Genomic DNA, 26,313 nt, shown 5'->3' on the forward strand with positions numbered 1-26,313 from the left:
GCTCTTGCTCTTACGCTTATTCTAACCACTAGCAGGCGCGCAGCGCCGTTCTAGCAAGCGACGCAGTCGCGTCTGATTTTTCCGTTTGCCCACAAACGAAAAAACCCCAGCACACAGTGCTGGGGTTTCCGTATTAGGTGCTTGGCGATGACCTACTCTCGCATGGAGAAGCTCCACACTACCATCGGCGCTAAGACGTTTCACTTCCGAGTTCGGGAAGGGATCGGGTGGTTCCATCTCGCTATTGTCGCCAAGCAAAACTGGTTGCTCTAACGATTTGAACATCAGTGTTAACCTATGCTCAAAGCGTCATTCGAATCCTGTAATCGGAGAGTTATGCACAAACTCTAATCCGTGGCTGTTTTATTCAGCCGCAATGTATCTTTTTCTATCAGCTGACCCAAACGCTTTTGGCGTTATATGGTCAAGCCTCACGAGCAATTAGTACTGGTTAGCTCAACGCCTCACAACGCTTACACACCCAGCCTATCAACGTCCTGGTCTTGAACGGCTCTTCAGGGGGCTCAAGGCCCCAGTGAGATCTCATCTTGAAGGGGGCTTCCCGCTTAGATGCTTTCAGCGGTTATCCTGTCCGAACATAGCTACCGGGCAATGCCATTGGCATGACAACCCGAACACCAGAGGTTCGTTCACTCCGGTCCTCTCGTACTAGGAGCAACTCTTCTCAAATCTCAAACGTCCACGGCAGATAGGGACCGAACTGTCTCACGACGTTCTAAACCCAGCTCGCGTACCACTTTAAATGGCGAACAGCCATACCCTTGGGACCGGCTTCAGCCCCAGGATGTGATGAGCCGACATCGAGGTGCCAAACACCGCCGTCGATGTGAACTCTTGGGCGGTATCAGCCTGTTATCCCCGGAGTACCTTTTATCCGTTGAGCGATGGCCCTTCCATACAGAACCACCGGATCACTAAGACCTACTTTCGTACCTGCTCGACGTGTCTGTCTCGCAGTCAAGCGCGCTTATGCCTTTATACTCGTTGCATGATTTCCGACCATGCTGAGCGCACCTTCGTACTCCTCCGTTACTCTTTGGGAGGAGACCGCCCCAGTCAAACTACCCACCACACAATGTCCTCGATCCCGATCAGGGACCTGAGTTAGAACCTCAATAGTACCAGGCTGGTATTTCAAGATTGGCTCCACATGAACTGGCGTCCACGTTTCAAAGCCTCCCAGCTATCCTACACAAGTAATATCAAAGTCCACTGCGAAGCTATAGTAAAGGTTCACGGGGTCTTTCCGTCTAGCCGCGGATATACGGCATCTTAACCGCAATTTCAATTTCACTGAGTCTCGGGTGGAGACAGTGTGGCCATCGTTACGCCATTCGTGCAGGTCGGAACTTACCCGACAAGGAATTTCGCTACCTTAGGACCGTTATAGTTACGGCCGCCGTTTACTTGGGCTTCGATCAAGAGCTTCGCCGAAGCTAACCCCATCAATTAACCTTCAAGCACCGGGCAGGCGTCACACCCTATACGTCCACTTTCGTGTTTGCAGAGTGCTGTGTTTTTAATAAACAGTCGCAGCCACCTAGTATCTTCGACCAGCGCCAGCTTAGGGAGCAAGTCCCATCACCAGCACCGGCGTACCTTCTCCCGAAGTTACGGTACCATTTTGCCTAGTTCCTTCACCCGAGTTCTCTCAAGCGCCTTGGTATTCTCTACCTGACCACCTGTGTCGGTTTGGGGTACGATTTCTTGTTATCTGAAGCTTAGAAGTTTTTCCTGGAAGCATGGCATCAACCACTTCGTCCAAAAGAGGACTCGTCATCAATTCTCGGCCTTAGGAACCCGGATTTGCCTAAGTTCCCAGCCTACAACCTTAAACACGGACAACCAACGCCGTGCTGGCCTAGCCTTCTCCGTCACTCCATCGCAATAACAAGAAGTACAGGAATATTAACCTGTTTCCCATCGACTACGCTCTTCAGCCTCGCCTTAGGGGTCGACTCACCCTACCCTGATTAACATTGGATAGGAACCCTTGGTCTTCCGGCGGGGAAGTTTTTCACTCCCCTTATCGTTACTCATGTCAGCATTCGCACTTCTGATACCTCCAGGATGCCTTACAGCTTTCCCTTCAACGGCTTACAGAACGCTCCTCTACCACGCTGTAAACAGCGTCCGTAGCTTCGGTGTATGGTTTGAGCCCCGTTATATCTTCCGCGCAGGCCGACTCGACTAGTGAGCTATTACGCTTTCTTTAAAGGGTGGCTGCTTCTAAGCCAACCTCCTAGCTGTCTAAGCCTTCCCACATCGTTTCCCACTTAACCATAACTTTGGGACCTTAGCTGACGGTCTGGGTTGTTTCCCTTTTCACGACGGACGTTAGCACCCGCCGTGTGTCTCCCGTGATTGCACTCATTGGTATTCGGAGTTTGCATCGGGTTGGTAAGTCGGGATGACCCCCTAGCCGAAACAGTGCTCTACCCCCAATGGTGAGACACGAGGCGCTACCTAAATAGCTTTCGAGGAGAACCAGCTATCTCCGGGCTTGATTAGCCTTTCACTCCGATCCACAGGTCATCCGCTAACTTTTCAACGGTAGTCGGTTCGGTCCTCCAGTTGATGTTACTCAACCTTCAACCTGCCCATGGATAGATCGCCCGGTTTCGGGTCTAATCCTAGCAACTGCACGCCCTATTAAGACTCGGTTTCCCTACGGCTCCCCTAGACGGTTAACCTTGCTACTAAAATTAAGTCGCTGACCCATTATACAAAAGGTACGCAGTCACGGTCTCAAGGACCGCTCCCACTGCTTGTACGTACACGGTTTCAGGTTCTATTTCACTCCCCTCACAGGGGTTCTTTTCGCCTTTCCCTCACGGTACTGGTTCACTATCGGTCAGTCAGGAGTATTTAGCCTTGGAGGATGGTCCCCCCATATTCAGACAGGATAACACGTGTCCCGTCCTACTCGATTTCACTACTAAAACGCTTTCGCATACGGGGCTTTCACCCACTATGGCCACACTTTCCAGAGTGTTCTGCTAACGTTAAAGTAGCTTAAGGGCTGGTCCCCGTTCGCTCGCCGCTACTAGGGGAATCTCGGTTGATTTCTTTTCCTCCGGGTACTTAGATGTTTCAGTTCCCCGGGTTCGCCTCTCAAAGTCTATGTATTCAACTAAGAGATACCCAGCTTATACTGGGTGGGTTTCCCCATTCGGAAATGTCCGGGTCAAAGTCTGTTTACCGACTCACCGAACCTTATCGCAGGTTACCACGTCCTTCATCGCCTCTGACTGCCAAGGCATCCACCGTGCACGCTTAGTCACTTGACCATATAACCCAAAAGGGTCTGTCAAAGTCACTGATAAAACTTCATTGTCATCTAACGATGACGCTGAAGTAACGATACATTTACGCCGGATTAGCGCTTGTACATATTTCTCGTTTTGTTACAGGATTCAATTGTTAAAGAGCGGATAAAGCTAAAAGCTTTAAAAGATAAACATCAAGGTGATGTGTATGTTTTAAGACTTTCATGAGCAAGTTCAACCAGTCGTTTAAAGCTATCTTTTTCACGACCAATTTTTGTTGAATCAAGGCAAGTTCTGAGGACGTGTAGCCTGCTACACGACGAGGAACTTAACGCAGAGTCAGCAAAAAAATGGTGGAGCTATGCGGGATCGAACCGCAGACCTCCTGCGTGCAAAGCAGGCGCTCTCCCAGCTGAGCTATAGCCCCATTATGTGCTCTCTTTATCAGTGATCAGATAATTCGTGTGAACGCTTGCTAAGAATCCGCTATCGTTTAAGGAGGTGATCCAGCCCCAGGTTCCCCTAGGGCTACCTTGTTACGACTTCACCCCAGTCATGAACCACACCGTGGTAACCGCCCTCCCGAAGGTTAAGCTAGCTACTTCTGGTGCAATCCACTCCCATGGTGTGACGGGCGGTGTGTACAAGGCCCGGGAACGTATTCACCGCGACATTCTGATTCGCGATTACTAGCGATTCCGACTTCATGGAGTCGAGTTGCAGACTCCAATCCGGACTACGACCGGTTTTCTGAGATTTGCTCCCCCTCGCAGGTTTGCGGCCCTCTGTACCGGCCATTGTAGCACGTGTGTAGCCCTACTCGTAAGGGCCATGATGACTTGACGTCGTCCCCACCTTCCTCCGGTTTGTCACCGGCAGTCTCCTTAGAGTTCCCACCATTACGTGCTGGCAAATAAGGACAAGGGTTGCGCTCGTTACGGGACTTAACCCAACATTTCACAACACGAGCTGACGACAGCCATGCAGCACCTGTCACAGAGTTCCCGAAGGCACTAAGCTATCTCTAGCGAATTCTCTGGATTTCAAGAGTAGGTAAGGTTCTTCGCGTTGCGTCGAATTAAACCACATGCTCCACCGCTTGTGCGGGCCCCCGTCAATTCATTTGAGTTTTAACCTTGCGGCCGTACTCCCCAGGCGGTCTACTTAGTGCGTTAGCTGCGCCACTAAGACATCAAGTGTCCCAACGGCTAGTAGACATCGTTTACGGCGTGGACTACCAGGGTATCTAATCCTGTTTGCTCCCCACGCTTTCGCACCTCAGCGTCAGTATCAGACCAGGTGGTCGCCTTCGCCACTGATGTTCCTTCCTATATCTACGCATTTCACCGCTACACAGGAAATTCCACCACCCTCTTCTGTACTCTAGTTTGCCAGTATCAGGTGCAGTTCCCAGGTTGAGCCCGGGGCTTTCACATCTGACTTAACAAACCGCCTACGCGCGCTTTACGCCCAGTAATTCCGATTAACGCTCGGACCCTCCGTATTACCGCGGCTGCTGGCACGGAGTTAGCCGGTCCTTCTTCTGCAGTTAACGTCACAGCTATAGCGTATTAAGCTACAACCTTTCCTCACTGCTGAAAGTGCTTTACAACCCTAAGGCCTTCTTCACACACGCGGCATGGCTGCATCAGGCTTTCGCCCATTGTGCAATATTCCCCACTGCTGCCTCCCGTAGGAGTCTGGGCCGTGTCTCAGTCCCAGTGTGGCTGATCATCCTCTCAGACCAGCTACGGATCGTCGCCTTGGTGAGCCATTACCTCACCAACAAGCTAATCCGACGCAGACTCATCTGATAGCGCAAGGCCCGAAGGTCCCCTGCTTTCCCCCGTAGGGCGTATGCGGTATTAATCCAAATTTCTCTGGGCTATCCCCCACTACCAGGCAGATTTCTACGCGTTACTCACCCGTCCGCCGCTCGTCAGCAAAGTAGCAAGCTACTCTCTGTTACCGCTCGACTTGCATGTGTTAAGCCTGCCGCCAGCGTTCAATCTGAGCCATGATCAAACTCTTCAGTTTAAATCAAGAATGTCGGAAAAAGACATTCGGTAAATCTAGCTCAAAGTATTAAACAACTTGCAAATACACTTAAATGAATTTACTTGGTGTCGCTTACTTTGATAAAGCTTTTGTGCTTCATCTCAACAAGCGCCCACACGAATTATCTGATCTATCTGTTAAAGAGCGTTGCTATCAACTCTCAACCGTTGCCAGTGAGTCGTCTCAAGCGAGGTGCGTATTCTACTCAACACCCTGATGAAGTCAACCATTTTGTTTGAGAATTTTAACTAAATTTTCAAACCGCCTGATCCACTTCCTGTTTTGTTTATCGCCACCTGAAAAACCGTGTAAACACTGATTTATCAAGGCGTTAAACTCAACAGCCTCACCTGTTTCAGAGACCGTTTCCGGTGGCTGTCTCAAGCGAGGAAGCGCATTCTACATTCTGGGGCAGAGGAGTCAACAGGGGATGCGAAAAAAGTTTCAATTTGATGAACAGTATTGGAGTTTTTAACAGCAAGTGGCTAGAACGCGGCTGCGCCGCTGCTAGACGCTTCGCTTGCTAGTGGTTAGCAGAGCCTTCTTTATCGGTCGGTGACAACCTGCTTCGTAAGAGCGTCCGCAAAACAGAATCCAAAAACATAAAAACCGCCTGACGGCGGTTTTATGTTTTTCGTTGCTTTTTCTAGCAGGAAACGCAGTTTCCGTTCTCGCCACTAGCAAGCGAAGCGTCTAGCTCCTGATTAAGCGAAGCGTCTAGCTCCTGAATCTACTCCGCCGCTTCATCCTCTGCTGGCGCTTTGCGCTTAACGATCACTGCTAAAACGATACCCAGTTCAAAAAGCAACCACATCGGTACTGCTAACAGGGTTTGCGAGATCACATCCGGGGGGGTCAGTAACATGCCCAGCACAAAGCAGCCAACAATCACGTATGCCCGCTTTGCTCTCAGGCTTTCAACATCGGTTATGCCACTCCACACCAGTAGCAATGTAGCAATTGGAATTTCGAAAACGACGCCGAATGCAAAAAAGATCTTCAATACAAAGTTCAGATAGCTGCTGATATCGGTCATCACCGCAACATTTTCAGGTCCGACACTGGTAAAAAATCCGAAAATCAGTGGAAAGACAACAAAATACGCAAACGCGATACCGGAATAAAACAGCACAATACTGGATGCAAGGAGCGGTACCGCCAAACGCTTCTCATGCTGATACAAACCCGGCGAGATAAAGCCCCAAACCTGATGCAGGATAAGCGGCATCGCCAGAAAAATTGCCAGCACCAGTGTCAGTTTGAAAGGGGCAAAAAAAGGCGATGTAACATCCGTCGCGATCATACTGGTGCCTGCTGGCAACAGCGCGGTCAACGGTGCAGAAACGATTTCGTATAGGTTATTGGCAAAGTAGAACAGACAGAGGAACAGAATAAGAATTGCCAGCAAAGCCCGCATCAGGCGACTACGCAGTTCTACCAGATGGGAGACAATAGGTTGCTCCTGATCATCCTCTGAGTGGGTCTGGTTAGGGTCTATCATCGGCCTTGGTATTTTCCTGTTCAGGCTTTACTTCAGATTGTTGGGTTTGTCCCGCCTGCTCCGATTTATCGTCTACAACCGTGCTGTGAGTCGTTTGTTGTACTTGTGTTGCGGCGGTACCTTCAGAGGAGGGGCGACGCATCTCGTCAAGTTCACGGTCAAGCTCATCCTGCTTCATGACAATCTGACGCTTCATCTCATCCAGGCGAAGCTCTTCACTGATCTCTGACTGAATACTGCTAAGCGTCCTTTTTGCTTTACTCACCCAGAGACCTACAGTGCGCACTGCAACCGGAAGCTTTTCTGGCCCAAGCACCACCAGCCCAACAACAGCGATTATCAGTAGCTCAGCAAAACCGATATCAAACATCTGCGGCTACCTGTCGGTTATTTATCAGCTTTTGGCTCTTCTTTAGCCTGCTTATTTGCTTCAGTTTTATCTGTTTCAGCAAAGTCAGCATCATTTTCCAGTTTTTTCTCTTCCTCTTTGGGATCTTCATTCATCGCTTTCTTAAAGCCCTTAACTGCACCGCCCAGATCGCCACCGAGATTACGCAGTTTCTTGGTGCCAAACAGCAGTACGACAATGACCAAAAGAATAGCTAACTGCCACAGACTAATACCACCTAACATATTATTGTTCTCCGATTAACTACTTGGGCGGAGCCTATCCGCTCGTTGATTGAATTATGTTTGGTTGTTCCAGATTACTCGTTTTATCTCTGCTCTGGAACAGCATTAAAACTACTTTTGCTCTGTCCTGGACGCCTTCTCTTCCAGACCTGACATCGCAAACCGACTGGCGAGTTCATTCACAACGGCCTCAGGGCGTACTCCCAGATGAGACAGCGCCACCAGAGTATGAAACCACAGATCGGCCGTTTCATAGACGAGATCCTGGGTATCACCGGTTGATTCGGCATCTTTAGCGGCAATAATGGTTTCTGTTGCTTCCTCGCCGATCTTTTCCAGGATCTTATTCAGTCCCTTCGCATGCAGGCTGGCAACATAGGACTTCTCAGCTGTCGCTTCTTTGCGCTGCTCCAGGATGTCGCCCAACTGTGTCAATACATCACTCATATAAGGCCTTACTTGTCGTAAATCGTATTGGGATCTTTCAAAACGGGTTCAACTGCGACCCACTCTCCCTCTTTGAGGGTTTTAAAAAAACAGTGTTCACGGCCTGTATGGCAGGCGATACCGCCTAATTGCTCAACACTGAGCAGAATCACATCATCATCACAGTCAAGACGGATATCATGTAACTGCTGAACATGGCCAGACTCCTCGCCTTTGCGCCATAGTTTCTGACGTGAGCGGGACCAATAAATAGCCCGGTTTTCCTGCACCGTCAGCGCCAGCGCCTCTTGATTCATCCACGCGACCATCAGCACTTTGCCGGTGAGGTGGTCCTGGGCAATTGCCGGCACAAGGCCATCACTGTTCCATTTGATCTGTTGTAACCATTGTTCAGACATATTGATAATCTTCAAAATCTAAGCAGGCAAGAATACCTGATACTCTGTAACACTACTATCCCCGTATCACGGGAGGCGCAAGAGTAATAGTTTATTGTTTCAGTTCAGTGACGCAGCAATAGCACCACGCCAGCCGTACCCAGCAGCCAGCTTATTGCCGGTAACTCCCGGATGGTAAAGAATGGATCATCCAGAGAGAAACCCGCCGCGGCTACCAGGCAGATCAACCCGACCCAGCGCCATTTATAACTGCGTTGCTGTTGCAATTCATGCCGGGCCACACTCAGAGCCAGCATATCCCGCCGCCGGGAATCATCCAGGCTCTTGAGCTGATTCAGCGCATCGTAAGCCATCTGCGGCAGGTGAGGCATCTTATCCAGCCAGTCAGGCGCTTGCTGTTTCATAGAACGGTAGACCGCTTTGGGGCCCATTCGTTCTTTCATCCAGCGTTCCAGAAACGGCTGCCCGGTTTCCCACAGATCCAGTTCCGGATATAACTGACGCCCCAGCCCTTCGATATTCAGCAGCGTTTTCTGCAACAGTACCAGCTGTGGCTGGACCTCCATGTTGAAGCGCCGGGCGGTCTGGAACAATCCCATCAGCACCATACCGAACGAGATATCTTTCAGCGGCTTTTCAAAGATTGGCTCGCAAACACTGCGGATAGCGGTTTCAAATGCCTGGACATTGGTATCCGCCGGAACCCAGCCAGAATCGATATGCAGTTGTGCAACCTGACGGTAGTTGCGCTGGAAAAATGCCAGGAAGTTACGCGCCAGATAGCTTTGATCTTCCGGCGAAAGAGAGCCCACTATGCCGAAATCAACGGCAATATATTGTGGCGCAGAGGGGTTTTCCCGGGAGACAAAGATATTCCCCGGGTGCATATCCGCATGAAAAAAACTGTCGCGAAAAACCTGGGTGAAGAAGATCTCCACCCCCTGCTCTGCCAGTTTCTTCATATCGGTATTCTGGGCTTTAAGCTGCTCAACGTCAGCCACCGGAATACCATGAATCCGCTCCATGACCAACACATTCTGGCGAGTCAGATCCCAGTAGATCTCAGGCACATAGAGAATCGGAGAGTTCTCAAAATTACGCCGGATCTGGGAACCGTTTGCCGCCTCTTTACGCAGATCAAGCTCATCAAAGATCGTATTCTCATAGTCTGCCACCACTTCAACAGGTTTCAGTCTGCGTCCTTCAACCCATAACGCCTGCACCAGTTGAGCAATGGTATAGAGCACGGCCATATCTTTACGGATCGTTTTTTCGATGCCGGGGCGGATCACTTTCACCACCACCTCTTCACCGTTGTACAACAGCGCCTCATGCACCTGTGCAACCGAAGCAGACGCCATGGGCGTTGCATTAAATTCGGCAAAAAACTCTTCGACCGGGGCACCCAGTGCCCGCTCAATCAACTGCTGCGAATAGGCACTCTCAAAAGGCGGCACCTGATCCTGTAGCTTTTTCAGTTCCAGAGCGAGATCATCAGATAACAGGTCACGTCGGGTGGAAAGCATCTGACCAAACTTAATAAATACCGGCCCCAGCTCCTCCAGCGCTAAACGAAGCCGCTGGCCCTGTGAACGCCCCCCCACCGGAATCACGTAGCGCCATAGCATGAGCATTAATAGGACACGGGCATACCAACGCAGGTTAAGTTGTTCAAAAAGGGTATCAAGCCGGTATCGGGCAAAAACCCGTGCAATCTTGAAAATTCGGAGTAAACGTCGCACCGCTGTTATGTTCCGTGGTCAGTTGTTCTGGAGTGAGGCAGGCATATTGCCCACTTCGGCACTCAAGGTAAAGGGCTGCATCACACCGAAGCCGAAAAGGTTAACCCAGCTCAATACGATTTCGCCCCAGGCGTTTTGCTGTATAGAGCGCTTTATCAGCCCGGCCAAATAACGTCTCAACAGTGTCATCCGCCTGTACTTCTGCGACCCCAAGCGACAGGGTGATTCTGACCGGCTCACCATGGAAGTTAAACGGGCTGCCCTCTACCGCATGACGGATTTTATCAACGGCTGTGAGTGCCTGTTCCGCCGATGTCCCTGGCATGAGAAGCACAAACTCTTCACCACCATAGCGGGAGACAAAGTCAGTAGAGCGGCATTGCCGGGTAAGAATACTGGCCACCAGACGTAACACCTTATCTCCCGCCTGATGGCCATAGGAATCATTAATTCGCTTAAAGAGATCAAGATCCGCTACCGCAATGGAAAAAGATTGGCCATAACGTTTCCAGCGATCAAATTCTGCGGCGATCTGTTTATCATAGCCGGCACGGTTGGGCAGAGAAGTTAACGAGTCGGTCAACGCTTTATGGCGTTCAACTTCCATATGCACTTTCATCTGCTGAGTTTGCTCCTCCATCTGCTCAAGGCGCTCCTGGAGCTGCAGGTAACGTTCATGCAACCGCCGCTCCCGGTTTTCCTCTTTCTGCTTAAACAGATCCACCGATTTCACAATATTCTGCAGCTGTGATGAGACATTACTTTTTAACTGCTGGAGGTCATTTGAGTCCTGCATCGCCTGGTGAATCGCCTGCACATCATGATGGATACCGTTACTCAGAAGCGCTGTCTCTTCATTCAGTAGCCCATCCTTCTGGCTTGCTTCAACATAGGCCTGCACTTCAGCCAACTGCCCGGTGAGGTTTAACAGATAATCTTCAAAGTCTTCGCTATTGTAGGCGCTCAGGCGGGACACCAACCCAACGAGATCCTGAATAATACCAGGCAGGCAACTCAGCGATATACCCCGTTCAATCCGGCTGATTAACTCCCGCGCCAGAGACATCTCACCCTGCGGAATACGCAGACCCGACATCAGACTGAGCAGTTCGGAAGCGATTTTTTGTAACAGCTCCTCATCTTCATGCCCGAGTTCTGCAAGAATGCCCTGCGACCGTCCGCCGGTAAAATCGTCAGTCAGAAGCGGCGCCTGGAGGGCAACCAGATCATTAATCAGAGTGGCAACTTCGCTGGGGTGTCCCGAGAAGGGCGTCATCGCCTCCTCAATGACGCTTAAGCGCTGATTACTAAGATCAGTGGTCAGATTCAGGCGCAGCTGATAGATCCATTTCTGCAGCCCCTGCAGCAGCTCTTTACGATGTTGCTGCTGTTCGAGATCCAACCCTCTGAGCTGCTTTTCAACCTGATTGATGGTCTCGGGATTACCCGCTTTATCCGCTTTGAGCTGTTCACACAGCACGGTTAACGATCGGTCAAGCCGTTCAGATTGTCCATCCAGCACCACTGCCATCTGTAATATCAGATGCTGAAGAGGTCGATCATTGAGTTGAGACTGCAGCTGATCCAGTTCCTCTGAAAGCGCTTTATAACGTTCTTTCCAGTCGTCCTGATCCATCTCTCATACCTGTGAAGAGCCAATCTATAAAAATAGTGAGGCCCAATTTTATGTCACTTTATAACCGACAAGCCAGAGCCTCTGCGTTGATCCCTACTCAATATGCAATAAAAAAGCCGCTAAATGCGGCTTTTTTGATCTATATACAGTTATTGCGCATTGCGCTCCTGCTCAATCAGATACTCGGCCACTTTAAGCATACCGGCATGCCCTCCGGCCTTATCAGCGGTAATCCGATACTTTCCGTTTACGATCAGGGTCGGCACACTTTGAATACCATAACCCTTCAACTTTGAAGCGCCCTGATTCATTCGCATATTCACCGCGAAAGACTGAATCATTTTGGTGAACTTATCTTTATCAACCCCCAGATCAGCATAGTAGTTCACCAGATCGTCCATGCTATTAAACCGCCGCCGCTCTTTATGTAGTGCATCAAAAGTAGCCTGATGGGTTTTATCAAGGTCATGCAGAATCTCAGAGGAGTAATATGCCCGGGCCAGCGGCTCCCAGGAGCGGGAAAAAACCACCGGGACCCGTGAAAAATCCACATCCGCAGGCAGTTTCGTTACCCAGCTGTGAAGCAGCGGTTCAAAGTGGGCGCAATGAGGACAGAGATAGCCAAAAGCCTCTACCACCTCCACTTTTGTTTTGTCGGCGGTAGGAACTGGCATGGCAATCACGTCATAATTCACGCCGGCTTTATATTCCTCAGCCTGTGCGATAACCGCAGTGAGGGTCAGTAGCAACCCGATGGCGAGTTTTCTAAACATATCTCTCTCCAACCTTTCAGAAAATCAAACTCTTATGACCGGCCAATATGCGTCAAGTTCAACCCCGGCGCAAATCTTTTTGCCAATAAAAAAGGCAGCTTACGCTGCCTTTCCTGACTCAGAGCTGAATCTTAATTCAGACCCTGGATATAGCTGGCAACCGCCTGGATCTCCTGATCACTCAGTTTTGCAGCAACAGTACTCATCATCGCCTGAGGATCGTTAGCCCGTGCTCCGGAACGGAAGTTCTTCAGCTGAGTTTCAACGTACTGAGAATGCTGACCACTCAGAGCCGGATAACCGGCTGTTTCAATGCCCTTGCCCTGTGCACCGTGACAGGCAGTACATGCAGCCACACCTTTAGATGCGACACCGGCACGGTAGATCTTCTCGCCAGCGGCAACCAGATCAGCCTTAGCAGCGCCAATCTGAACGGTCTTGGAAGAGAAGTAAGCCGCAATGTCTGCCAGATCCTGATCATTCAGGTTGGTCAGCAGACCGGTCATTTCAACAACGGTACGATTACCCGCTTTAATATCCTGCAACTGTTTCAGCAGGTAGCTCTCATTCTGCCCTGCCAGTTTAGGGAAGTTTCCGACAGCACTGTTGCCATCAGCTCCGTGACAAGCACCGCAAATTGCGGTTTTACCCTGTCCTGCAGCAGCATCTCCCGCCGCATGTGCAACACTTATGATACTCACGCTTGCCAGTATGGCGATCAGTAGTTTATTCATCGACTAACCCAGACTCTTGCTATAGATTGCTAACGGTTTCTGCCACACTCTGAAGCTAATCAGACTGAAACAGGGCGACCTGACCAACACCCGGGCTGGTGTAATATTACAGCCACAGGTAGAATTCCGGCCGAATTATAACCTAATATCCATACAAACTGGAACGATAAATGTCTGTATTTACAGGCTGATAGGCAAAAAGTATATGTCTTTACCCCAAATTCAGTACCATCTGACACGTTTTAACACCAGTGCAAGCAAGCTTAGCCAGTGTCCAGAAGACACCGGAGCAGAGGTCGCGTTTGCAGGTCGTTCCAATGCCGGCAAGTCCAGTGCGATCAACACACTGACCAACGCAAAGCTGGCCCGTACCAGTAAAACCCCGGGCCGGACTCAGTTGATCAACTTCTTCGATACCAACGTTGAAGGCGTGCGCATCGTAGATCTGCCAGGTTATGGTTATGCCAAAGTGCCTATCGCCATGAAGGAGCACTGGCAGAAACATCTGGACGATTACCTGCAAAACAGGGAGTGCCTTCGCGGAGTTGTATTGATGGTAGATATTCGCCACCCGCTGAAAGAGTTCGACCTGATGATGATTCAGTGGTGCAGTGAGGCCGCCATGCCTTTGCACATTCTGCTGACCAAAGCGGATAAACTGAACCGTGGCGCAGCACAGAATGCGCTGCTGAAGATGAAGCAACAGTTGGATGTGAAAAATAACCCATTGTTAACAGTGCAAACCTTTTCCGCGTTGAAAACCACGGGGGTTGAACAACTGCGCGAGCACCTCAATCGCTGGTTGCTCGAGGAAGATAGCGCGGCTGAATAGTCGCTCAGCGGATCATTGGAGCCATCAGCCATTGCCCCGTAACAGCCCAAAGCCAGCGCCATAAAAAAGCTCCCGGAATCATCAGGAGGGGAACCATTTGATTTCGAGAGCACTAAGGCATATTTGTTTTCATATGCTTCATTGATGATGAGAGCCAACCCAGGCATGGGTTCTGGCCCTGAGTGATTAACACAGGGCAAAGAATATAACTCTCATACTATTAAGAGTGACACTCAGAAGAAAAGTTCACTGCTGCAGTACTGCTCACCAGACACAACACTGTCAGCTTACTAGTATCAGTGAGCCTCATCCCAGTTATTACCAACCCCCGCTTCCACCAGCAGAGGCACATCCAGCGCCGCAGCCGACTGCATCAGTTCGACCAGTTGGTCTGACACTGACTCAACATTGTCTTCTGGAACCTCCAGAATCAGTTCATCGTGTACCTGCATAATCATGCGGGCACCACTATCACTATTTTGTAACCAGCTATCCACCTTCACCATCGCCTTCTTAATAATATCGGCAGCGGTACCCTGCATCGGCGCATTGATCGCGGTGCGCTCGGCCGCCTGGCGGCGCATGCCATTGCTGGCTTTAATCTCCGGCAGATACAAACGACGGCCAAACAGGGTTTCCACATAGCCCTTCTCTGCGGCCTGTGCACGGATATCATCCATATAGCGCTGCACGCCGGGATAGGTATCAAAGTAGTGGTTGATATAGGTTTGCGCCTCATTCCGGCCGATACCCAACTGTTTTCCCAGACCAAAAGCAGACATGCCATAAATCAAACCAAAGTTGATCGCTTTAGCACTGCGGCGCTGCTCAGAGGTGACGCTGTCCAGCGCCACACCAAACACCTCGGCGGCGGTGGCTTTATGAACATCTTCCCCGTGGGCGAAAGCATTCAATAAGCCTTTATCCTGTGACAGGTGCGCCATGATCCGCAGCTCTATCTGAGAATAATCGGCCGCAACCAGTTTGTAACCCTGTGGAGCAACAAACGCCTGCCGGATCCGCCGCCCCTCTGCGGAACGGATCGGAATATTCTGCAAATTAGGATCCGACGAGGAAAGCCGACCGGTGGCGGTCACCGCCTGATGGTATGAGGTATGAATCCGACCGCTGGCAGGATTGATCATCTGCGGCAGCTTATCGGTATAGGTGCTCTTCAGCTTACTCAGACCGCGATGTTCAATAATAACCTTCGGCAATGGGTAATCCAATGCCAGCTCCTGCAGCACCTCTTCAGCGGTTGAGGGGGCCCCTTTGGGGGTTTTCTTGATCACCGGCAGCTTCTGTTGCTCGAACAGAATCTCCTGCAGCTGTTTAGGAGACCCCAGGTTGAAAGGCCCGCCCGCCAGCTCATGGGCTTTTTTCTCCAGCTCAACCAGACGCTCTCCATGCTCACGGCTCTGGATCGCCAGTTGCGTCGCATCCACCATCGCTCCCTGCTGTTCCATGCGCGCCAGCACCTGAATCAGGGGCAGTTCAATATCGGAGAAGACAGATTCCAGTGTCGGATCCTGCTGCAGCTTTGTATTCAGCACCTGATGCAGGCGCAGCGTGATATCGGCATCTTCAGCAGCATAAGGGGCCGCCTGTTCCATCTCGATCTGATTAAAGGTCAGCTGTTTTTTGCCTTTACCGGCGATCTCTTCAAACTTAACCGTTTTCACCCCCAGATAGAAATCCGCCAGATCATCCATATTATGGCGCGAAGCGGTGGAGTTCAGGGCATAGGATTCGAGCATGGTATCAAAGGCAACGCCCTGGAGCGTAATCCCGTAACGGGCCAGCACATTCATATCATACTTAATATGCTGACCGACCTTTTTATGCGACACACTCTCCAGTAAAGGTTTCAGCTGAGCCAGTACTTCATTGCGATCCAGCTGCGCCGGGGCCCCCATATAATCATGAGCAACCGGCAGGTAAGCCGCTTTTCCAGGCTCCACCGAAAACGACAGACCAATCAGATTTGCTTCCATATAGTTGAGACTGTCTGTTTCAGTATCAAAAGCAAACAGGTCTGCGGCCTCCAGCACCTTAAGCCAGCGATCAAACTCATCCTGAGTAAGGATAGTTTCATAAACGATCTCATCCGGCAGCTGCGATTCATTCTCTAACGCTTTGGCTCCCTCGGCAGCCTCTGCATCCAGCTCACTGATCCAGCTGCGAAATTCACACTGCTGAAACAGCCGCAGCAACTGCTCATTATCGGCTACCGGCAGCGGAATATCCTCGATACCACACTCCAGATCAAGATCGGTTTTAATTGTTGCCAGCAGGTAGGACAACTCAGCGGCTTCACGGTTATCTTCCAGCTTTTTGGCCATCGTTTTTGCGCCGCGAAACCCCAGATCGGCAATTTTATCGAGATTTTCATAGAGCTCTTTAATCCCGCCGATTCCCTGCAACAACGCCAGAGCCGTTTTCTCGCCAACTCCTGGCACACCGGGGATGTTATCGACCTTATCTCCCATCAGCGCCAGATAATCGATAATCAGCTCCGGGGGAATACCAAACTTCTCATTGACCCCATCGATATCCATATGGGAATCATTCATAGTGTTAATCAGCGTGACATGCTGGTCCACCAACTGCGCCATATCCTTATCGCCAGTAGAGATAATCGTATGCAGCCCCTTCTCGCTCGCTTCACGGGCCAGAGTGCCAATCACATCATCCGCTTCAACCCCCTCCACACAGACCAGCGGAAAGCCCATCGCCCGGACAATATTGTGGATCGGTTCAATCTGGGTACGCAGATCATCCGGCATCGGCGGACGCTGAGCTTTATAGTCCGGATAGATCTCATCACGAAATGTTTTCCCTTTGGCATCAAACACCACCGCCACCGGACTTTGGGGATACTGTTTTATCAGGCTGCGTAACATACTGGTGACCAGACGCACGGCACCGGTCGGAACTCCCTCAGAGGTGCGCATATCGGCCTGCTGAGCAGCAAAAAATGCCCGATACAGGTATGAGGATCCATCGACTAAGATAATAGGAGAAGTATTTGCGGTCATGGTATTGCAGTCATTGTCCGTCAGGAGATATTGTTATCGGGTTTGGTGCCCGGAAGTACCATCATATTAGATTAGCCTCCGACACAGAAGGGGCGTCTCAGTTCACGGAGTGGTTATGAAAAAATTTTTAATCCTGCTTACCCTGCTGTGCTCAATCTCTCTGGTGCCAACAGCCAGTGCCGATGTGTTACCAGAGTTTGATGACAATGAACCGGTGGTCACCATACGCCACGGAGAAAAGGCCACCTACTTTGAGTATCGGGTAAACGGTAAACTGAAAGAGATAAAAGTTAAGCCGGTGGTCGGCAAAACTTACTATCTGCGACCCACCGAAGAGGGGGAGTTTCAGCGATTTGAAGACTCCAGTCTGATGTTGCCTAAATGGATTCTTTTCAGCTGGTAAAAAATAAGCGGTATTTATGGCTGTATATACACATGTGAGTAACACCGATCTGAAAACCCTGTTACAGGATTTCGATCTCGGAGAGCTGGTTGATTTCAAAGGGATCGACGGCGGCATCGAAAACACCAACTATTTTGTCACCCTGAATGATGGGGCCGGGAAACATGAGTATGTACTTACTCTCTTTGAAGAGCTGACTCATGATGAGATGCCCTATTTTGTTGAACTGACCACCTGGCTAGCTGAGCGAGGTTGCCCGGTGCCCTTTCCGTTCAAAGATCGCAACGGCATCGCCCTGAAAGCACTGCATGGCCGCCCGGCGCTGCTGCAATCCAGACTGTCCGGCAACCATATTGAGAAACTGACACCGGAACATTGCCGCCAGATAGGCGCCGCGCTGGGGCAGTTTCATCAGGCAGGTCTCGATTTTTATATGCAGCGTCAGGCCCATCGCGGCGTGTTCTGGTGGCGCCGGGAATCGCAGCAGATTGCCAGCAAGCTCAGTGATGAAGATGCGCAACTGTTACGCACAGAAGTAACCCTGTTTGAACAACTCAGGGAGCAACCCTGGAACCTGCCGCAGGGTGCAATTCATGGGGATCTGTTCCATGATAACGCTCTGTTTGAGGGCGATCAGCTGAGCGCGATTCTGGATATCTACAATGCCTGCACCGGTTATCTGCTCTATGATCTGGCGATTGTCGCCAATGATTGGTGCGTTAATCCGGATGGCTCGATTGACCCGCAACGGGAACAGGCACTGCTCACCGCCTATGGCGAAGTCAGACCCTTCGACGACAACGAATACCTCGCCTGGCCCCAACTGGTGAGAACCGCAGCGATGCGTTTCTGGTTATCCCGACTGATCCCGGCGCTGGACCCCAACTCCACCCAGAAGATCAAAGACCCGGAAGAGTTCCGCCGGATATTGCTACAGCGGATTAAGACCCCTGCGGCGTTACCCTAGCTCGTGGTATTAACCTGGACTGCACAACCAATATAACAATTTTGATTCCAGGAGCGGCTTTAGCATGCCCTCTGCGTACCCGCCGCGAATGGAAATATTCCAATATTGATCGCGGCTGGAAGCCGCTCCTACAAATGTAAAGCAGGCTCTTTCGAGTCACGAGCAAGTCACGCTCTTTGTGACGTTCGAGCGACGAGCAACGGCTCTTTAAGATCTGTCTGGCCTCCGACCGCCCCGGCCGTTATAATCTCCACTGAATATTTATACAGCTATCTGAAGAAGCCCTATGGACGTATCCCATCTCCTTGATTCCCTTAATGAAGCCCAGCGGGAAGCGGTCTCCGCTCCGGTCTGTAACATGCTGGTGCTGGCGGGTGCCGGTTCCGGTAAAACCCGGGTACTGGTACACCGGATCGCCTGGCTGGTGCAGACCGAGGGGCTCTCCCCCTACTCAATTATGGCGGTGACCTTCACCAATAAAGCCGCCAAAGAGATGCGCGGCCGGATAGAGGAGCTGATGGGACTCAACCCCAGCGGCATGTGGGTTGGCACCTTTCACGGTCTGGCTCACCGTATTCTGCGGGCTCACTGGCGCGATGCCGGCCTGACGGAAAACTTTCAGATCATGGATTCCGATGATCAGCTGCGGCTGATTAAGCGGCTGGCTAAAGAGATGAATCTGGACGACAGTCGCTGGCCGGCCCGGCAATTTCAGTGGTATATCAACGCCCAGAAGGATGAAGGGCTGCGTGCCCGCCATATCGAGGCTGGTGGCGATCCTAATGCTCAGGTGATGCTGAATGTTTATGCCGCCTATGAGGATGCCTGTGACCGCGGAGGTATGGTTGATTTTGGTGAGTTACTGCTACGTTGCCTGGAGCTGCTGCGGGACCACAACCCCACACTGCTGGAACATTACCAGGAACGTTTCCGCTATATTCTGGTAGATGAGTTTCAGGATACCAACTCCATCCAGTATGCCTGGCTGAAGCTGCTCTGCCAGCCAATGGACCCACGTAAGCCGAAGCCGGAAAAACTGATGGCGGTTGGGGATGATGACCAGTCTATCTACGGCTGGCGCGGCGCCAAGATCGAAAATATCCAGCGTTTCAATCAGGATTTCCATGAAACAATGGTGGTTAAGCTGGAACAGAACTACCGTTCCAGCAACACCATTCTGCAGGCGGCTAATGATGTCATCCGCAACAATCAGGGACGTCTGGGTAAAGAGTTGCGCACAGATCAGGCAGATGGCGAGCTGATATCCCTCTACGCGGCCTTCAATGAACAGGACGAATCACGCTTTATTGTTGATCAGATAGATAGCTGGGTCAGAAAAGGCAATCTGCGCAGCGAGACAGCGATTCTGTATCGCTCCAATGCCCAGTCGCGGGTATTAGAGGAGGCGCTGATCCGTGCCGGAATGCCTTACCGCATCTACGGCGGACAACGCTTTTATGACCGCCTGGAGATCAAAAACGCCCTCGCTTACCTGCGCCTGATCAACAACCGGGAGGACGATACCGCCATGGAGCGGGTGATCAATGTGCCCACCCGGGGTATTGGTGGCAAAACCCTCGAAGAGGTGCGTTTACATGCCCGCACCGAGGGGGTATCCATGTGGCGGGCGGCGAACGAGGTGATTGAGCTGAATAAACTCACCGCCCGGGCAGCAAATGCTTTGCAAGCCTTTATCGACCTGGTCGAGCAGATCGCACAGGAAACCGAAGGTACCGATCTGCACGAACTGACCGAACATGCCATTAAACGGTCGGGGCTGATCGAGCACCACCTCAAAGAGAAAGGAGAGAAAGCCCAGGCCCGGGTGGAAAACCTTGAAGAGCTGATCAGCGCAGCGCGCCAGTACCTGTCAACCTGGCAACCCGACCTGGAAGGCAATGAGAACAGCACGCCGCTGACGGCATTTCTCGATGATGCGGCGCTGGATGCCGGCGAGGCTCAGGCTGAAGAACATCAGGATTCGGTACAGTTGATGACCCTGCACTCGGCGAAGGGACTGGAGTTCCCGCTGGTGTTTCTGGCCGGTATGGAGGAGGGGTTATTCCCCCACAAGATGTCAATTGAGGAGGGTGGCCGCCTGGAAGAGGAGCGCCGGCTCTGTTATGTAGGAATCACCCGGGCGATGCAGAAACTGTTTATCACCTATGCAGAATCCCGTCGTCTGCACGGTAATGAAACCTTTAACCGCCCCTCCCGCTTTATCCGCGAAATACCGGATAGCTGCCTTGAAGAGGTGCGCCTCAACGCCAGTGTCAGCCGCCCGGTGACTGCGCGGCAACCACAACGCCCATCAATGTTTGACCACGCTGAGGTGCCTGAAACACAGATTATTCTGGGGCAACGGGTCAGTCACCAGATTTTCGGTGATGGTATTGTGGTGAATTATGAAGGCTCTGGCCCCAAAGCCCGGGTGCAGGTCAACTTTGATTCCGAAGGGAGTAAATGGCTGGTGGTCGGTTATGCGAACCTGCAACCGGCATAGCCCTGAGCATTAGGGTCAGCCGACACTGTTATAACCGGTACGGCTGCCGATACAGTGTTTATAAGCGGCCTGAGAGGGAGAGGCAATGCTACACAGAATCTGGCTGGGATTTTTCCTGCTCGCCTTTCTCGGCGGCCTGTATCAATGGCTGGCACTCGGCGATGCCGACGTTTTTCAGCGGATGGTGCAATCTACTTTTGATATGTCAAAGCTATCAGTGGAGCTGGCGCTGGGGCTGATCGGCACACTGGCGTTCTGGCTGGGCATTATGAAGCTGGCGGAAGCGGCTGGACTGGTGGAAAAGATGGCCAATGGTCTCAGCCCACTGTTTACCCGGCTGATGCCTGAGGTACCCAAAGGGCACCCGGCGATCGGCTCAATGACCATGAATCTGTCCGCCAATATACTCGGGCTGGATAATGCAGCAACGCCACTGGGGTTAAAAGCGATGCAGGATCTGCAACTGCTCAACCCGGATAAAGCACGTGCCACGAATGCTCAGATTCTGTTCCTGGTGCTGAATACATCCTCGGTTACCCTGTTCCCAATCACCGTGTTTCTCTACCGTGCCCAACAGGGCTCGCCTGATCCGACCTCGGTGTTTATTCCCATCCTGATCGCCACCTGCTGCTCTACCCTGGCGGGTTTGCTGGCGGTCGCCTGGGTACAGAAGATCCGTTTGTGGGAGCGGGTAACTCTGTTCTATCTGGGAGGCTTCTTTGCCCTCTTGCTGGCCTTTCTCGGCTACTTCGCCACGCTCACCGTTGATCAGTTGCAGCAGCAATCATCACTGATCGGCAATCTGATGATCTTCAGTGCCATTATCTGCTTTCTCGGGGCCGCCCACCTGAAAGGAGTGAATATCTATGAAACCTTTGTCGAGGGGGCAAAAGAGGGATTTTCAGTCGCTATTATGATTATCCCCTATCTGCTGGCGATGCTGGTGGCAATCGGCGTGTTTCGCGCCAGCGGCGTGATGGATGGTGCTATCTGGCTGCTGCGGGAGGGTATCTCGCTGCTGGGGGTGGATACCCGTTTCGTGGATGCTCTGCCCACCGCACTGATGAAGCCACTCAGTGGCTCCGGGGCCCGGGCCATGATGCTGGATGCGATCAACACCCATGGGGTAGATTCATTTGCCGGTCGAATGGCCGCGATTATTCAGGGGTCAACGGAAACCACCTTCTATGTACTGGCGGTCTATTTTGGCTCAGTGGGTGTACGTCATACCCGCCATGCCCTGGCCTGCGGACTGACCGCAGACCTGGCAGGGATTATCAGTGCAATTGTGGTGGGATACTGGTTTTTTGGCTAACGAGGCGTTAGTGCCCAAAGTCCAGCGCCCGGATATGACCATGGCCATCGATAGCCACCTGAACACACTCCGTTTCTGATACTTTGCGCAGATCCCGGCCGTCAGGACAGCAACCCCAGATCTCAACATTGATTCGCAGTGAGCTGGTGCCCTGCTCTTTAATGCGGGTATAAAAGCTCAGAATAGTCCCCTCCAGCACCGGCGCCATAAAACTCATCGCCCCGATAGAGACAGTGGCAACCCGGCCCTCTGCCGCTTCCGCCGCCCGGATCTCTGCCGCCAGAACCGCCTGAGAAGCAACCCAGCCACCATAAACATCACCAAACATATTGGCGGCTGCCCCGGACGCAGGACAACGAAGGCTTAGTTCACCTTCGGGCTTTAAGAGAGTCTTATCGGTATTCATATCAGGTGTGTTCCCGCATAGTATTTATATTTGCTGGGTATATTTTACTACCAAATACCCAACTCAGGTCTAGCTAAAATAAGTGAGTCCAGCAAACCCGGCAGCAGAAAACTTTTCAATATGTCACATGTTTGTCACAAATAGCCCTTATATTCCTCTCATCGATTTAATACTGATCGTTTTAAAAGCGTATTCAAACCCGACTCTGTGGAGCTTGTAATGAAACCAATGAAGAAAATTTTTGCGGCTGTTGCACTGACAGCAACCTGCCTAACTGCTTCTGCAGCTGACCTGCTGGATCCAAACCTGCCAACTTACTCAAAAGCTTCTGGTGTTTCTGGAAACCTTTCTTCTGTAGGTTCAGACACCCTGGCTAACCTGATGACCATGTGGGCTGAAGAGTTCAAACGTAACTATCCAAACGTTAACGTTCAGATTCAGGCAGCCGGTTCTTCTACTGCACCTCCCGCGCTGACCGAAGGAACGTCTAACGTCGGCCCTATGTCCCGTAAGATGAAGGACAAGGAACTGGAAGCGTTTGAAAAGAAATATGGTTACAAGCCAACCGCTATTCCGGTTGCGATCGACGCTCTGGCAGTCTTCGTAAACAAAGATAACGCCATCGAAGGTCTGACCATTCCTCAGGTTGACGCGATCTTCTCTTCTACCCGTAAATGTGGTCTGACTGACGACGTTAACACCTGGGGTGATGTAGGTGCTACCGGTGCTATCGCATCTCAGGGCTTCCAGATCTTTGGCCGTAACTCTGTATCCGGTACTTACGGTTACTTCAAGAAGCACGCGCTGTGTAAAGGTGACTACCGCAACAACGTAAACGAGCAGCCAGGTTCTGCATCTGTAGTGCAGTCTGTTTCTACTTCCCTGAACGGTATCGGTTACTCAGGTATCGGTTACAAGACCTCTTCTGTTCGTGCTCTGCCACTGACCAAGAAAGCCGGTACTCCATTTGTTGAAGCGACTCCCGATAACGCTCTGAACGGTTCTTACCCTCTGGCACGCGCTCTGTACATCTATGTGAACAAGAAGCCTGGTCAGGATCTGGCACCACTGGAGCGTGAGTTCCTGAAGATGGTTCTGTCTAAAGTAGGCCAGGAAGTGGTTGTTAAGGATGGTTACATCCCACTGCCAGCCACTCTGGTTGAGAAGAAAATGAAGGAACTGGGTCTGTAATACAGACTTTTATTCCCGGGTTATCAGACCCACACCAAAAAAAGGAGCCTTTATGGCTCCTTTTTTAATGATGTAAAAGTTTTATTACAGTTCTGTAACATTTCTGTCATCAAGTCAGTTTATCGTGGCGCCATAACTTTTTTATAATTGTAGAAATGTCATGAATATTGAGAACAGTTCCGTTATTCCTGATCTGGATTTTGATTCTCCGGCGGCCCGTCGGGGACGGAAATTCCGGGCCCTCAAAGACAAGGTTGCCACCGTTGGCATCGGTCTGGGGGGTGTCAGTGTCATCATCGCGATCCTTTTGATCTTTTTCTATCTACTCTATGAAGTCATTCCGATGTTTCGTGCGGCTGAAGCACAGCCGTGGCAACAGAACGGCCAGGTTGTCGAACCCTACGCCGTCCCCGGGAAGGGTAAAACCCTGTACATGGCGATGGAAGAGCAGGCAGAGATCGGTTTACGGGTTACTGACCGCGGCGAAATGCTGTTTTTCAGCACCACCAGCGGTGAGGTCATAGAGAGTATTCAGGCAGCCCTACCCGCCGATACCAGCATCACCAGTTTTGCACTGGTGTCCGAGAACAGCCACACCTTCGCTTTGGGACTGAGCAACGGTCAGGCGCTGGTCTTCAAACATGAATACAAGTCAACCTATCCTGATGGCAAGCGGGTGATTTTGCCCACCATCACCTACCCTCTGGGTAAGGACCCTATCAGTGTTGCCAACGTTGCACTCGCTCAACTGACCGTCAGCGGAAATGAAGGCAGCTATGCACTGATCGGGGGCAATGAGGGCAACCTGAAAGCGGTTTTTATCTCTCAGACAGAGAATATGTTTACCGGCGACGTTGAACTGGAGCAATCCACAACGTCACTACCGGACCTGGGCATCAAAATTAAGAAAATGCTGCTGATGCCGGACCTTGCCTGGTTATTTGTTGCCGGAGAGGGTGGCAAAATGGCGGTTGTCAGCCTGCGTAATCATGATGATCCGACCATCACTCAGGTGTTGAACGCCTCTTCCAGCAAGATCACCACCTTTGATCTGCTACTGGGTGGCAATGCAATCCTGCTGGGTAATGAAAAGGGCGAAGTCTCCGAGTGGTTTCTGGTACGTGATGAGCAGGGCTCCTGGCAGATGACTAAGATCCGCTCATTCGATACCGGCACTTCACCGGTGGTTGACCTGGCGATTGAACACCGTCGCAAAGGCTTTGCCACGATTGATACAGCCGGCGACCTGCGACTTTACAACACCACCGCCAATGTTAATGTGCTGGTGCAGAGAGTCGCTGATGCAAACGCTTCTATGATCACCATGGCTCCGCGGGCCAATGCGCTGCTGATCGAAGAAAACGGCAAACTTAAACTCTGGCATATCGACAATGAGCATCCGGAAGTTTCCTGGAGCTCACTGTGGGGTAAAGTCTGGTACGAAGGTTACGATAAGCCTGAATATGTATGGCAGTCCTCTGCGGCCAACAACGACTTCGAACCCAAGTTCAGCCTGATGCCACTGGCATTCGGTACCCTGAAAGCGGCGTTTTACGCCATGATCCTGGCAACACCGCTGGCGATCTGTGGCGCAATCTATACCGCCTACTTTATGGTGCCGTCACTGCGACGTAAGGTAAAACCCTTTATCGAACTGATGGAAGCGCTGCCAACCGTTATTCTGGGCTTCCTCGCAGGTCTCTGGCTGGCACCGTTTATGGAGGAAAATCTGCCGGGCATCTTTGTCACCCTGCTGATGTTACCTTTATCAATTCTCGCCTTCGCCTTCCTCTGGGCGCAGATGCCAAAACAGATCCGCTGGCTGGTACCCGATGGCTGGGATGCGCTGCTGCTGATCCCGGTTATCATCCTGGCCACCTGGTTCAGTATCGCCATCAGCCCATCACTGGAACTGGCGCTGTTTGACGGTAATATGCGCCACTGGCTGACTAACGACCTGGGGATCGCTTACGATCAGCGCAACGCAATGGTGATCGGTATCGCGATGGGCTTTGCCGTAATTCCTACCATCTTCTCAATCACTGAGGATGCGATCTTCGCCGTGCCAAAACATCTGAGTTACGGTTCACTGGCACTGGGCGCAACCCCGTGGCAAACCCTCACCCGCGTTGTGATGCCAACCGCCAGCCCCGGTATCTTCTCTGCCGTTATGATCGGTATGGGTCGTGCGGTCGGCGAAACCATGATTGTTCTGATGGCCACCGGTAATACACCGATTATGGATGCTAATATCTTTGAAGGGATGCGCACACTGGCAGCAAACATCGCCGTGGAGATGCCAGAGTCGGAGGTCGGCAGCACCCACTTCCGCATTCTGTTCCTGGCTGCCTTTGTGCTGTTTATGTTTACCTTTGTGGTAAACACCATGGCGGAAGTGATCCGTCAGCGGCTGCGTAACAAATATGGCTCCCTGTAACCTGGGTTG

18 protein-coding genes, 1 tRNA gene and 3 rRNA genes are annotated in these 26,313 nt (G+C 51.4%); 7 read left to right on the forward strand and 15 right to left on the reverse strand.

Going from position 1 to position 26,313, the window contains the following annotated elements; genetic code table 11:
- Positions 1-139 precede the first annotated feature (139 nt).
- The 13 genes from rrf to OCU43_RS21805 form a co-directional block, all read right to left on the reverse strand.
- A 5S ribosomal RNA gene (gene rrf / locus OCU43_RS21745) occupies positions 140-255 on the reverse strand.
- Positions 256-420: 165 nt separating this feature from the next.
- Positions 421-3,311: ribosomal RNA gene (locus OCU43_RS21750) — 23S ribosomal RNA — on the reverse strand.
- Between the two features lie 330 nt (positions 3,312-3,641).
- Positions 3,642-3,717: transfer RNA gene (locus OCU43_RS21755), tRNA-Ala, on the reverse strand.
- Between the two features lie 67 nt (positions 3,718-3,784).
- Positions 3,785-5,327, reverse strand: a 16S ribosomal RNA gene (locus OCU43_RS21760).
- The 16S, 23S and 5S rRNA genes sit together here with 1 tRNA gene alongside, the layout of an rRNA operon.
- A 751-nt stretch (positions 5,328-6,078) precedes the next feature.
- Positions 6,079-6,849 carry a twin-arginine translocase subunit TatC gene (tatC, locus tag OCU43_RS21765; RefSeq protein ID WP_091353978.1) on the reverse strand — a complete coding sequence of 257 codons (771 nt, stop codon included), beginning with the start codon at positions 6,847-6,849 and terminating at the stop codon, positions 6,079-6,081.
- Entirely contained in the window at positions 6,836-7,219 is a 384-nt protein-coding gene (gene tatB / locus OCU43_RS21770) for a Sec-independent protein translocase protein TatB (protein WP_091353981.1), read from the reverse strand. Before tatB ends, tatC begins: the two co-directional genes overlap by 14 nt.
- A gap of 17 nt (positions 7,220-7,236) precedes the next feature.
- Entirely contained in the window at positions 7,237-7,482 is a 246-nt protein-coding gene (tatA, locus tag OCU43_RS21775; protein ID WP_091353983.1) for a Sec-independent protein translocase subunit TatA, read from the reverse strand.
- A gap of 111 nt (positions 7,483-7,593) precedes the next feature.
- A complete protein-coding gene (locus OCU43_RS21780; RefSeq protein WP_091353986.1) occupies positions 7,594-7,929 on the reverse strand; it encodes a phosphoribosyl-ATP diphosphatase in 336 nt (111 codons plus the stop codon).
- 8 nt (positions 7,930-7,937) lie between these two features.
- Complete coding sequence (gene hisI, locus OCU43_RS21785; RefSeq protein WP_091353989.1) at positions 7,938-8,327, reverse strand: phosphoribosyl-AMP cyclohydrolase; 390 nt, start codon at positions 8,325-8,327, stop codon at positions 7,938-7,940.
- Positions 8,328-8,431: 104 nt separating this feature from the next.
- Positions 8,432-10,069, reverse strand: a complete 1,638-nt coding sequence (gene ubiB / locus OCU43_RS21790; protein ID WP_091353992.1) for a ubiquinone biosynthesis regulatory protein kinase UbiB — start codon at positions 10,067-10,069, stop codon at positions 8,432-8,434.
- A 100-nt stretch (positions 10,070-10,169) separates the two neighbouring features.
- Positions 10,170-11,705, reverse strand: a complete 1,536-nt coding sequence (locus OCU43_RS21795) for a GGDEF domain-containing protein (protein WP_091353994.1) — start codon at positions 11,703-11,705, stop codon at positions 10,170-10,172.
- 149 nt (positions 11,706-11,854) lie between these two features.
- Positions 11,855-12,478: a thiol:disulfide interchange protein DsbA/DsbL gene (locus tag OCU43_RS21800; protein WP_091353998.1), complete on the reverse strand. Its 624-nt coding sequence runs from the start codon at positions 12,476-12,478 to the stop codon at positions 11,855-11,857.
- A 131-nt stretch (positions 12,479-12,609) separates the two neighbouring features.
- On the reverse strand, positions 12,610-13,212 hold the full coding sequence (locus OCU43_RS21805) for a c-type cytochrome (protein ID WP_091354001.1): 603 nt from the start codon (positions 13,210-13,212) through the stop codon (positions 12,610-12,612).
- Positions 13,213-13,417: 205 nt separating this feature from the next.
- Between OCU43_RS21805 and yihA the strand changes: the two genes are divergently transcribed.
- A complete protein-coding gene (yihA, locus tag OCU43_RS21810) occupies positions 13,418-14,044 on the forward strand; it encodes a ribosome biogenesis GTP-binding protein YihA/YsxC (RefSeq protein ID WP_091354004.1) in 627 nt (208 codons plus the stop codon).
- A gap of 296 nt (positions 14,045-14,340) precedes the next feature.
- On the opposite strand, the gene polA is transcribed toward yihA, so the two are convergent.
- Positions 14,341-17,082, reverse strand: coding sequence for a DNA polymerase I (gene polA, locus OCU43_RS21815; RefSeq protein WP_091354008.1), 2,742 nt, complete (start codon positions 17,080-17,082; stop codon positions 14,341-14,343).
- A 115-nt stretch (positions 17,083-17,197) separates the two neighbouring features.
- Here polA and OCU43_RS21820 point away from each other — a divergent pair, with 115 nt between their 5' ends.
- From OCU43_RS21820 to OCU43_RS21835, 4 genes are all read left to right on the forward strand, one after another.
- The gene (locus tag OCU43_RS21820) at positions 17,198-17,485 is read left to right on the forward strand and encodes a DUF2782 domain-containing protein (protein WP_091354011.1); all 288 of its coding nucleotides are present in this window, start codon (positions 17,198-17,200) and stop codon (positions 17,483-17,485) included.
- Positions 17,486-17,501: 16 nt separating this feature from the next.
- Positions 17,502-18,452: a homoserine kinase gene (locus OCU43_RS21825; protein ID WP_091354014.1), complete on the forward strand. Its 951-nt coding sequence runs from the start codon at positions 17,502-17,504 to the stop codon at positions 18,450-18,452.
- Positions 18,453-18,738: 286 nt separating this feature from the next.
- On the forward strand, positions 18,739-20,955 hold the full coding sequence (gene uvrD, locus OCU43_RS21830; protein ID WP_091354017.1) for a DNA helicase II: 2,217 nt from the start codon (positions 18,739-18,741) through the stop codon (positions 20,953-20,955).
- Between the two features lie 85 nt (positions 20,956-21,040).
- Positions 21,041-22,270 carry a spore maturation protein gene (locus OCU43_RS21835; RefSeq protein ID WP_091354019.1) on the forward strand — a complete coding sequence of 410 codons (1,230 nt, stop codon included), beginning with the start codon at positions 21,041-21,043 and terminating at the stop codon, positions 22,268-22,270.
- Positions 22,271-22,277: 7 nt separating this feature from the next.
- Here the strand turns inward: OCU43_RS21835 and OCU43_RS21840 are convergent, their stop codons facing one another.
- On the reverse strand, positions 22,278-22,676 hold the full coding sequence (locus tag OCU43_RS21840) for an acyl-CoA thioesterase (protein ID WP_091354020.1): 399 nt from the start codon (positions 22,674-22,676) through the stop codon (positions 22,278-22,280).
- Between the two features lie 219 nt (positions 22,677-22,895).
- Here OCU43_RS21840 and OCU43_RS21845 point away from each other — a divergent pair, with 219 nt between their 5' ends.
- On the forward strand, positions 22,896-23,867 hold the full coding sequence (locus tag OCU43_RS21845; RefSeq protein WP_091354022.1) for a PstS family phosphate ABC transporter substrate-binding protein: 972 nt from the start codon (positions 22,896-22,898) through the stop codon (positions 23,865-23,867).
- A 160-nt stretch (positions 23,868-24,027) separates the two neighbouring features.
- Positions 24,028-26,304, forward strand: a complete 2,277-nt coding sequence (locus OCU43_RS21850; RefSeq protein ID WP_091354025.1) for an ABC transporter permease subunit — start codon at positions 24,028-24,030, stop codon at positions 26,302-26,304.
- The last annotated feature ends 9 nt before the right edge of the window (positions 26,305-26,313 follow it).

Source organism: Amphritea atlantica (genome assembly GCF_024347255.1).
GTDB classification, from domain to species: Bacteria; Pseudomonadota; Gammaproteobacteria; order Pseudomonadales; family Balneatricaceae; genus Amphritea; species Amphritea atlantica.

What these genes read in the sequence shown, in the direction of transcription:
- tatC (WP_091353978.1), bottom strand. Translation starts at nt 6,849, where the DNA reads ATGATAGACCCTAACCAGACCCACTCAGAGGATGATCAGGAGCAACCT.
- tatB (WP_091353981.1), bottom strand. Translation starts at nt 7,219, where the DNA reads ATGTTTGATATCGGTTTTGCTGAGCTACTGATAATCGCTGTTGTTGGG.
- tatA (WP_091353983.1), bottom strand. Translation starts at nt 7,482, where the DNA reads ATGTTAGGTGGTATTAGTCTGTGGCAGTTAGCTATTCTTTTGGTCATT.
- OCU43_RS21780 (WP_091353986.1), bottom strand. Translation starts at nt 7,929, where the DNA reads ATGAGTGATGTATTGACACAGTTGGGCGACATCCTGGAGCAGCGCAAA.
- hisI (WP_091353989.1), bottom strand. Translation starts at nt 8,327, where the DNA reads ATGTCTGAACAATGGTTACAACAGATCAAATGGAACAGTGATGGCCTT.
- OCU43_RS21795 (WP_091353994.1), bottom strand. Translation starts at nt 11,705, where the DNA reads ATGGATCAGGACGACTGGAAAGAACGTTATAAAGCGCTTTCAGAGGAA.
- OCU43_RS21800 (WP_091353998.1), bottom strand. Translation starts at nt 12,478, where the DNA reads ATGTTTAGAAAACTCGCCATCGGGTTGCTACTGACCCTCACTGCGGTT.
- OCU43_RS21805 (WP_091354001.1), bottom strand. Translation starts at nt 13,212, where the DNA reads ATGAATAAACTACTGATCGCCATACTGGCAAGCGTGAGTATCATAAGT.
- yihA (WP_091354004.1), top strand. Translation starts at nt 13,418, where the DNA reads ATGTCTTTACCCCAAATTCAGTACCATCTGACACGTTTTAACACCAGT.
- polA (WP_091354008.1), bottom strand. Translation starts at nt 17,082, where the DNA reads ATGACCGCAAATACTTCTCCTATTATCTTAGTCGATGGATCCTCATAC.
- OCU43_RS21820 (WP_091354011.1), top strand. Translation starts at nt 17,198, where the DNA reads ATGAAAAAATTTTTAATCCTGCTTACCCTGCTGTGCTCAATCTCTCTG.
- OCU43_RS21825 (WP_091354014.1), top strand. Translation starts at nt 17,502, where the DNA reads ATGGCTGTATATACACATGTGAGTAACACCGATCTGAAAACCCTGTTA.
- uvrD (WP_091354017.1), top strand. Translation starts at nt 18,739, where the DNA reads ATGGACGTATCCCATCTCCTTGATTCCCTTAATGAAGCCCAGCGGGAA.
- OCU43_RS21835 (WP_091354019.1), top strand. Translation starts at nt 21,041, where the DNA reads ATGCTACACAGAATCTGGCTGGGATTTTTCCTGCTCGCCTTTCTCGGC.
- OCU43_RS21840 (WP_091354020.1), bottom strand. Translation starts at nt 22,676, where the DNA reads ATGAATACCGATAAGACTCTCTTAAAGCCCGAAGGTGAACTAAGCCTT.
- OCU43_RS21845 (WP_091354022.1), top strand. Translation starts at nt 22,896, where the DNA reads ATGAAACCAATGAAGAAAATTTTTGCGGCTGTTGCACTGACAGCAACC.
- OCU43_RS21850 (WP_091354025.1), top strand. Translation starts at nt 24,028, where the DNA reads ATGAATATTGAGAACAGTTCCGTTATTCCTGATCTGGATTTTGATTCT.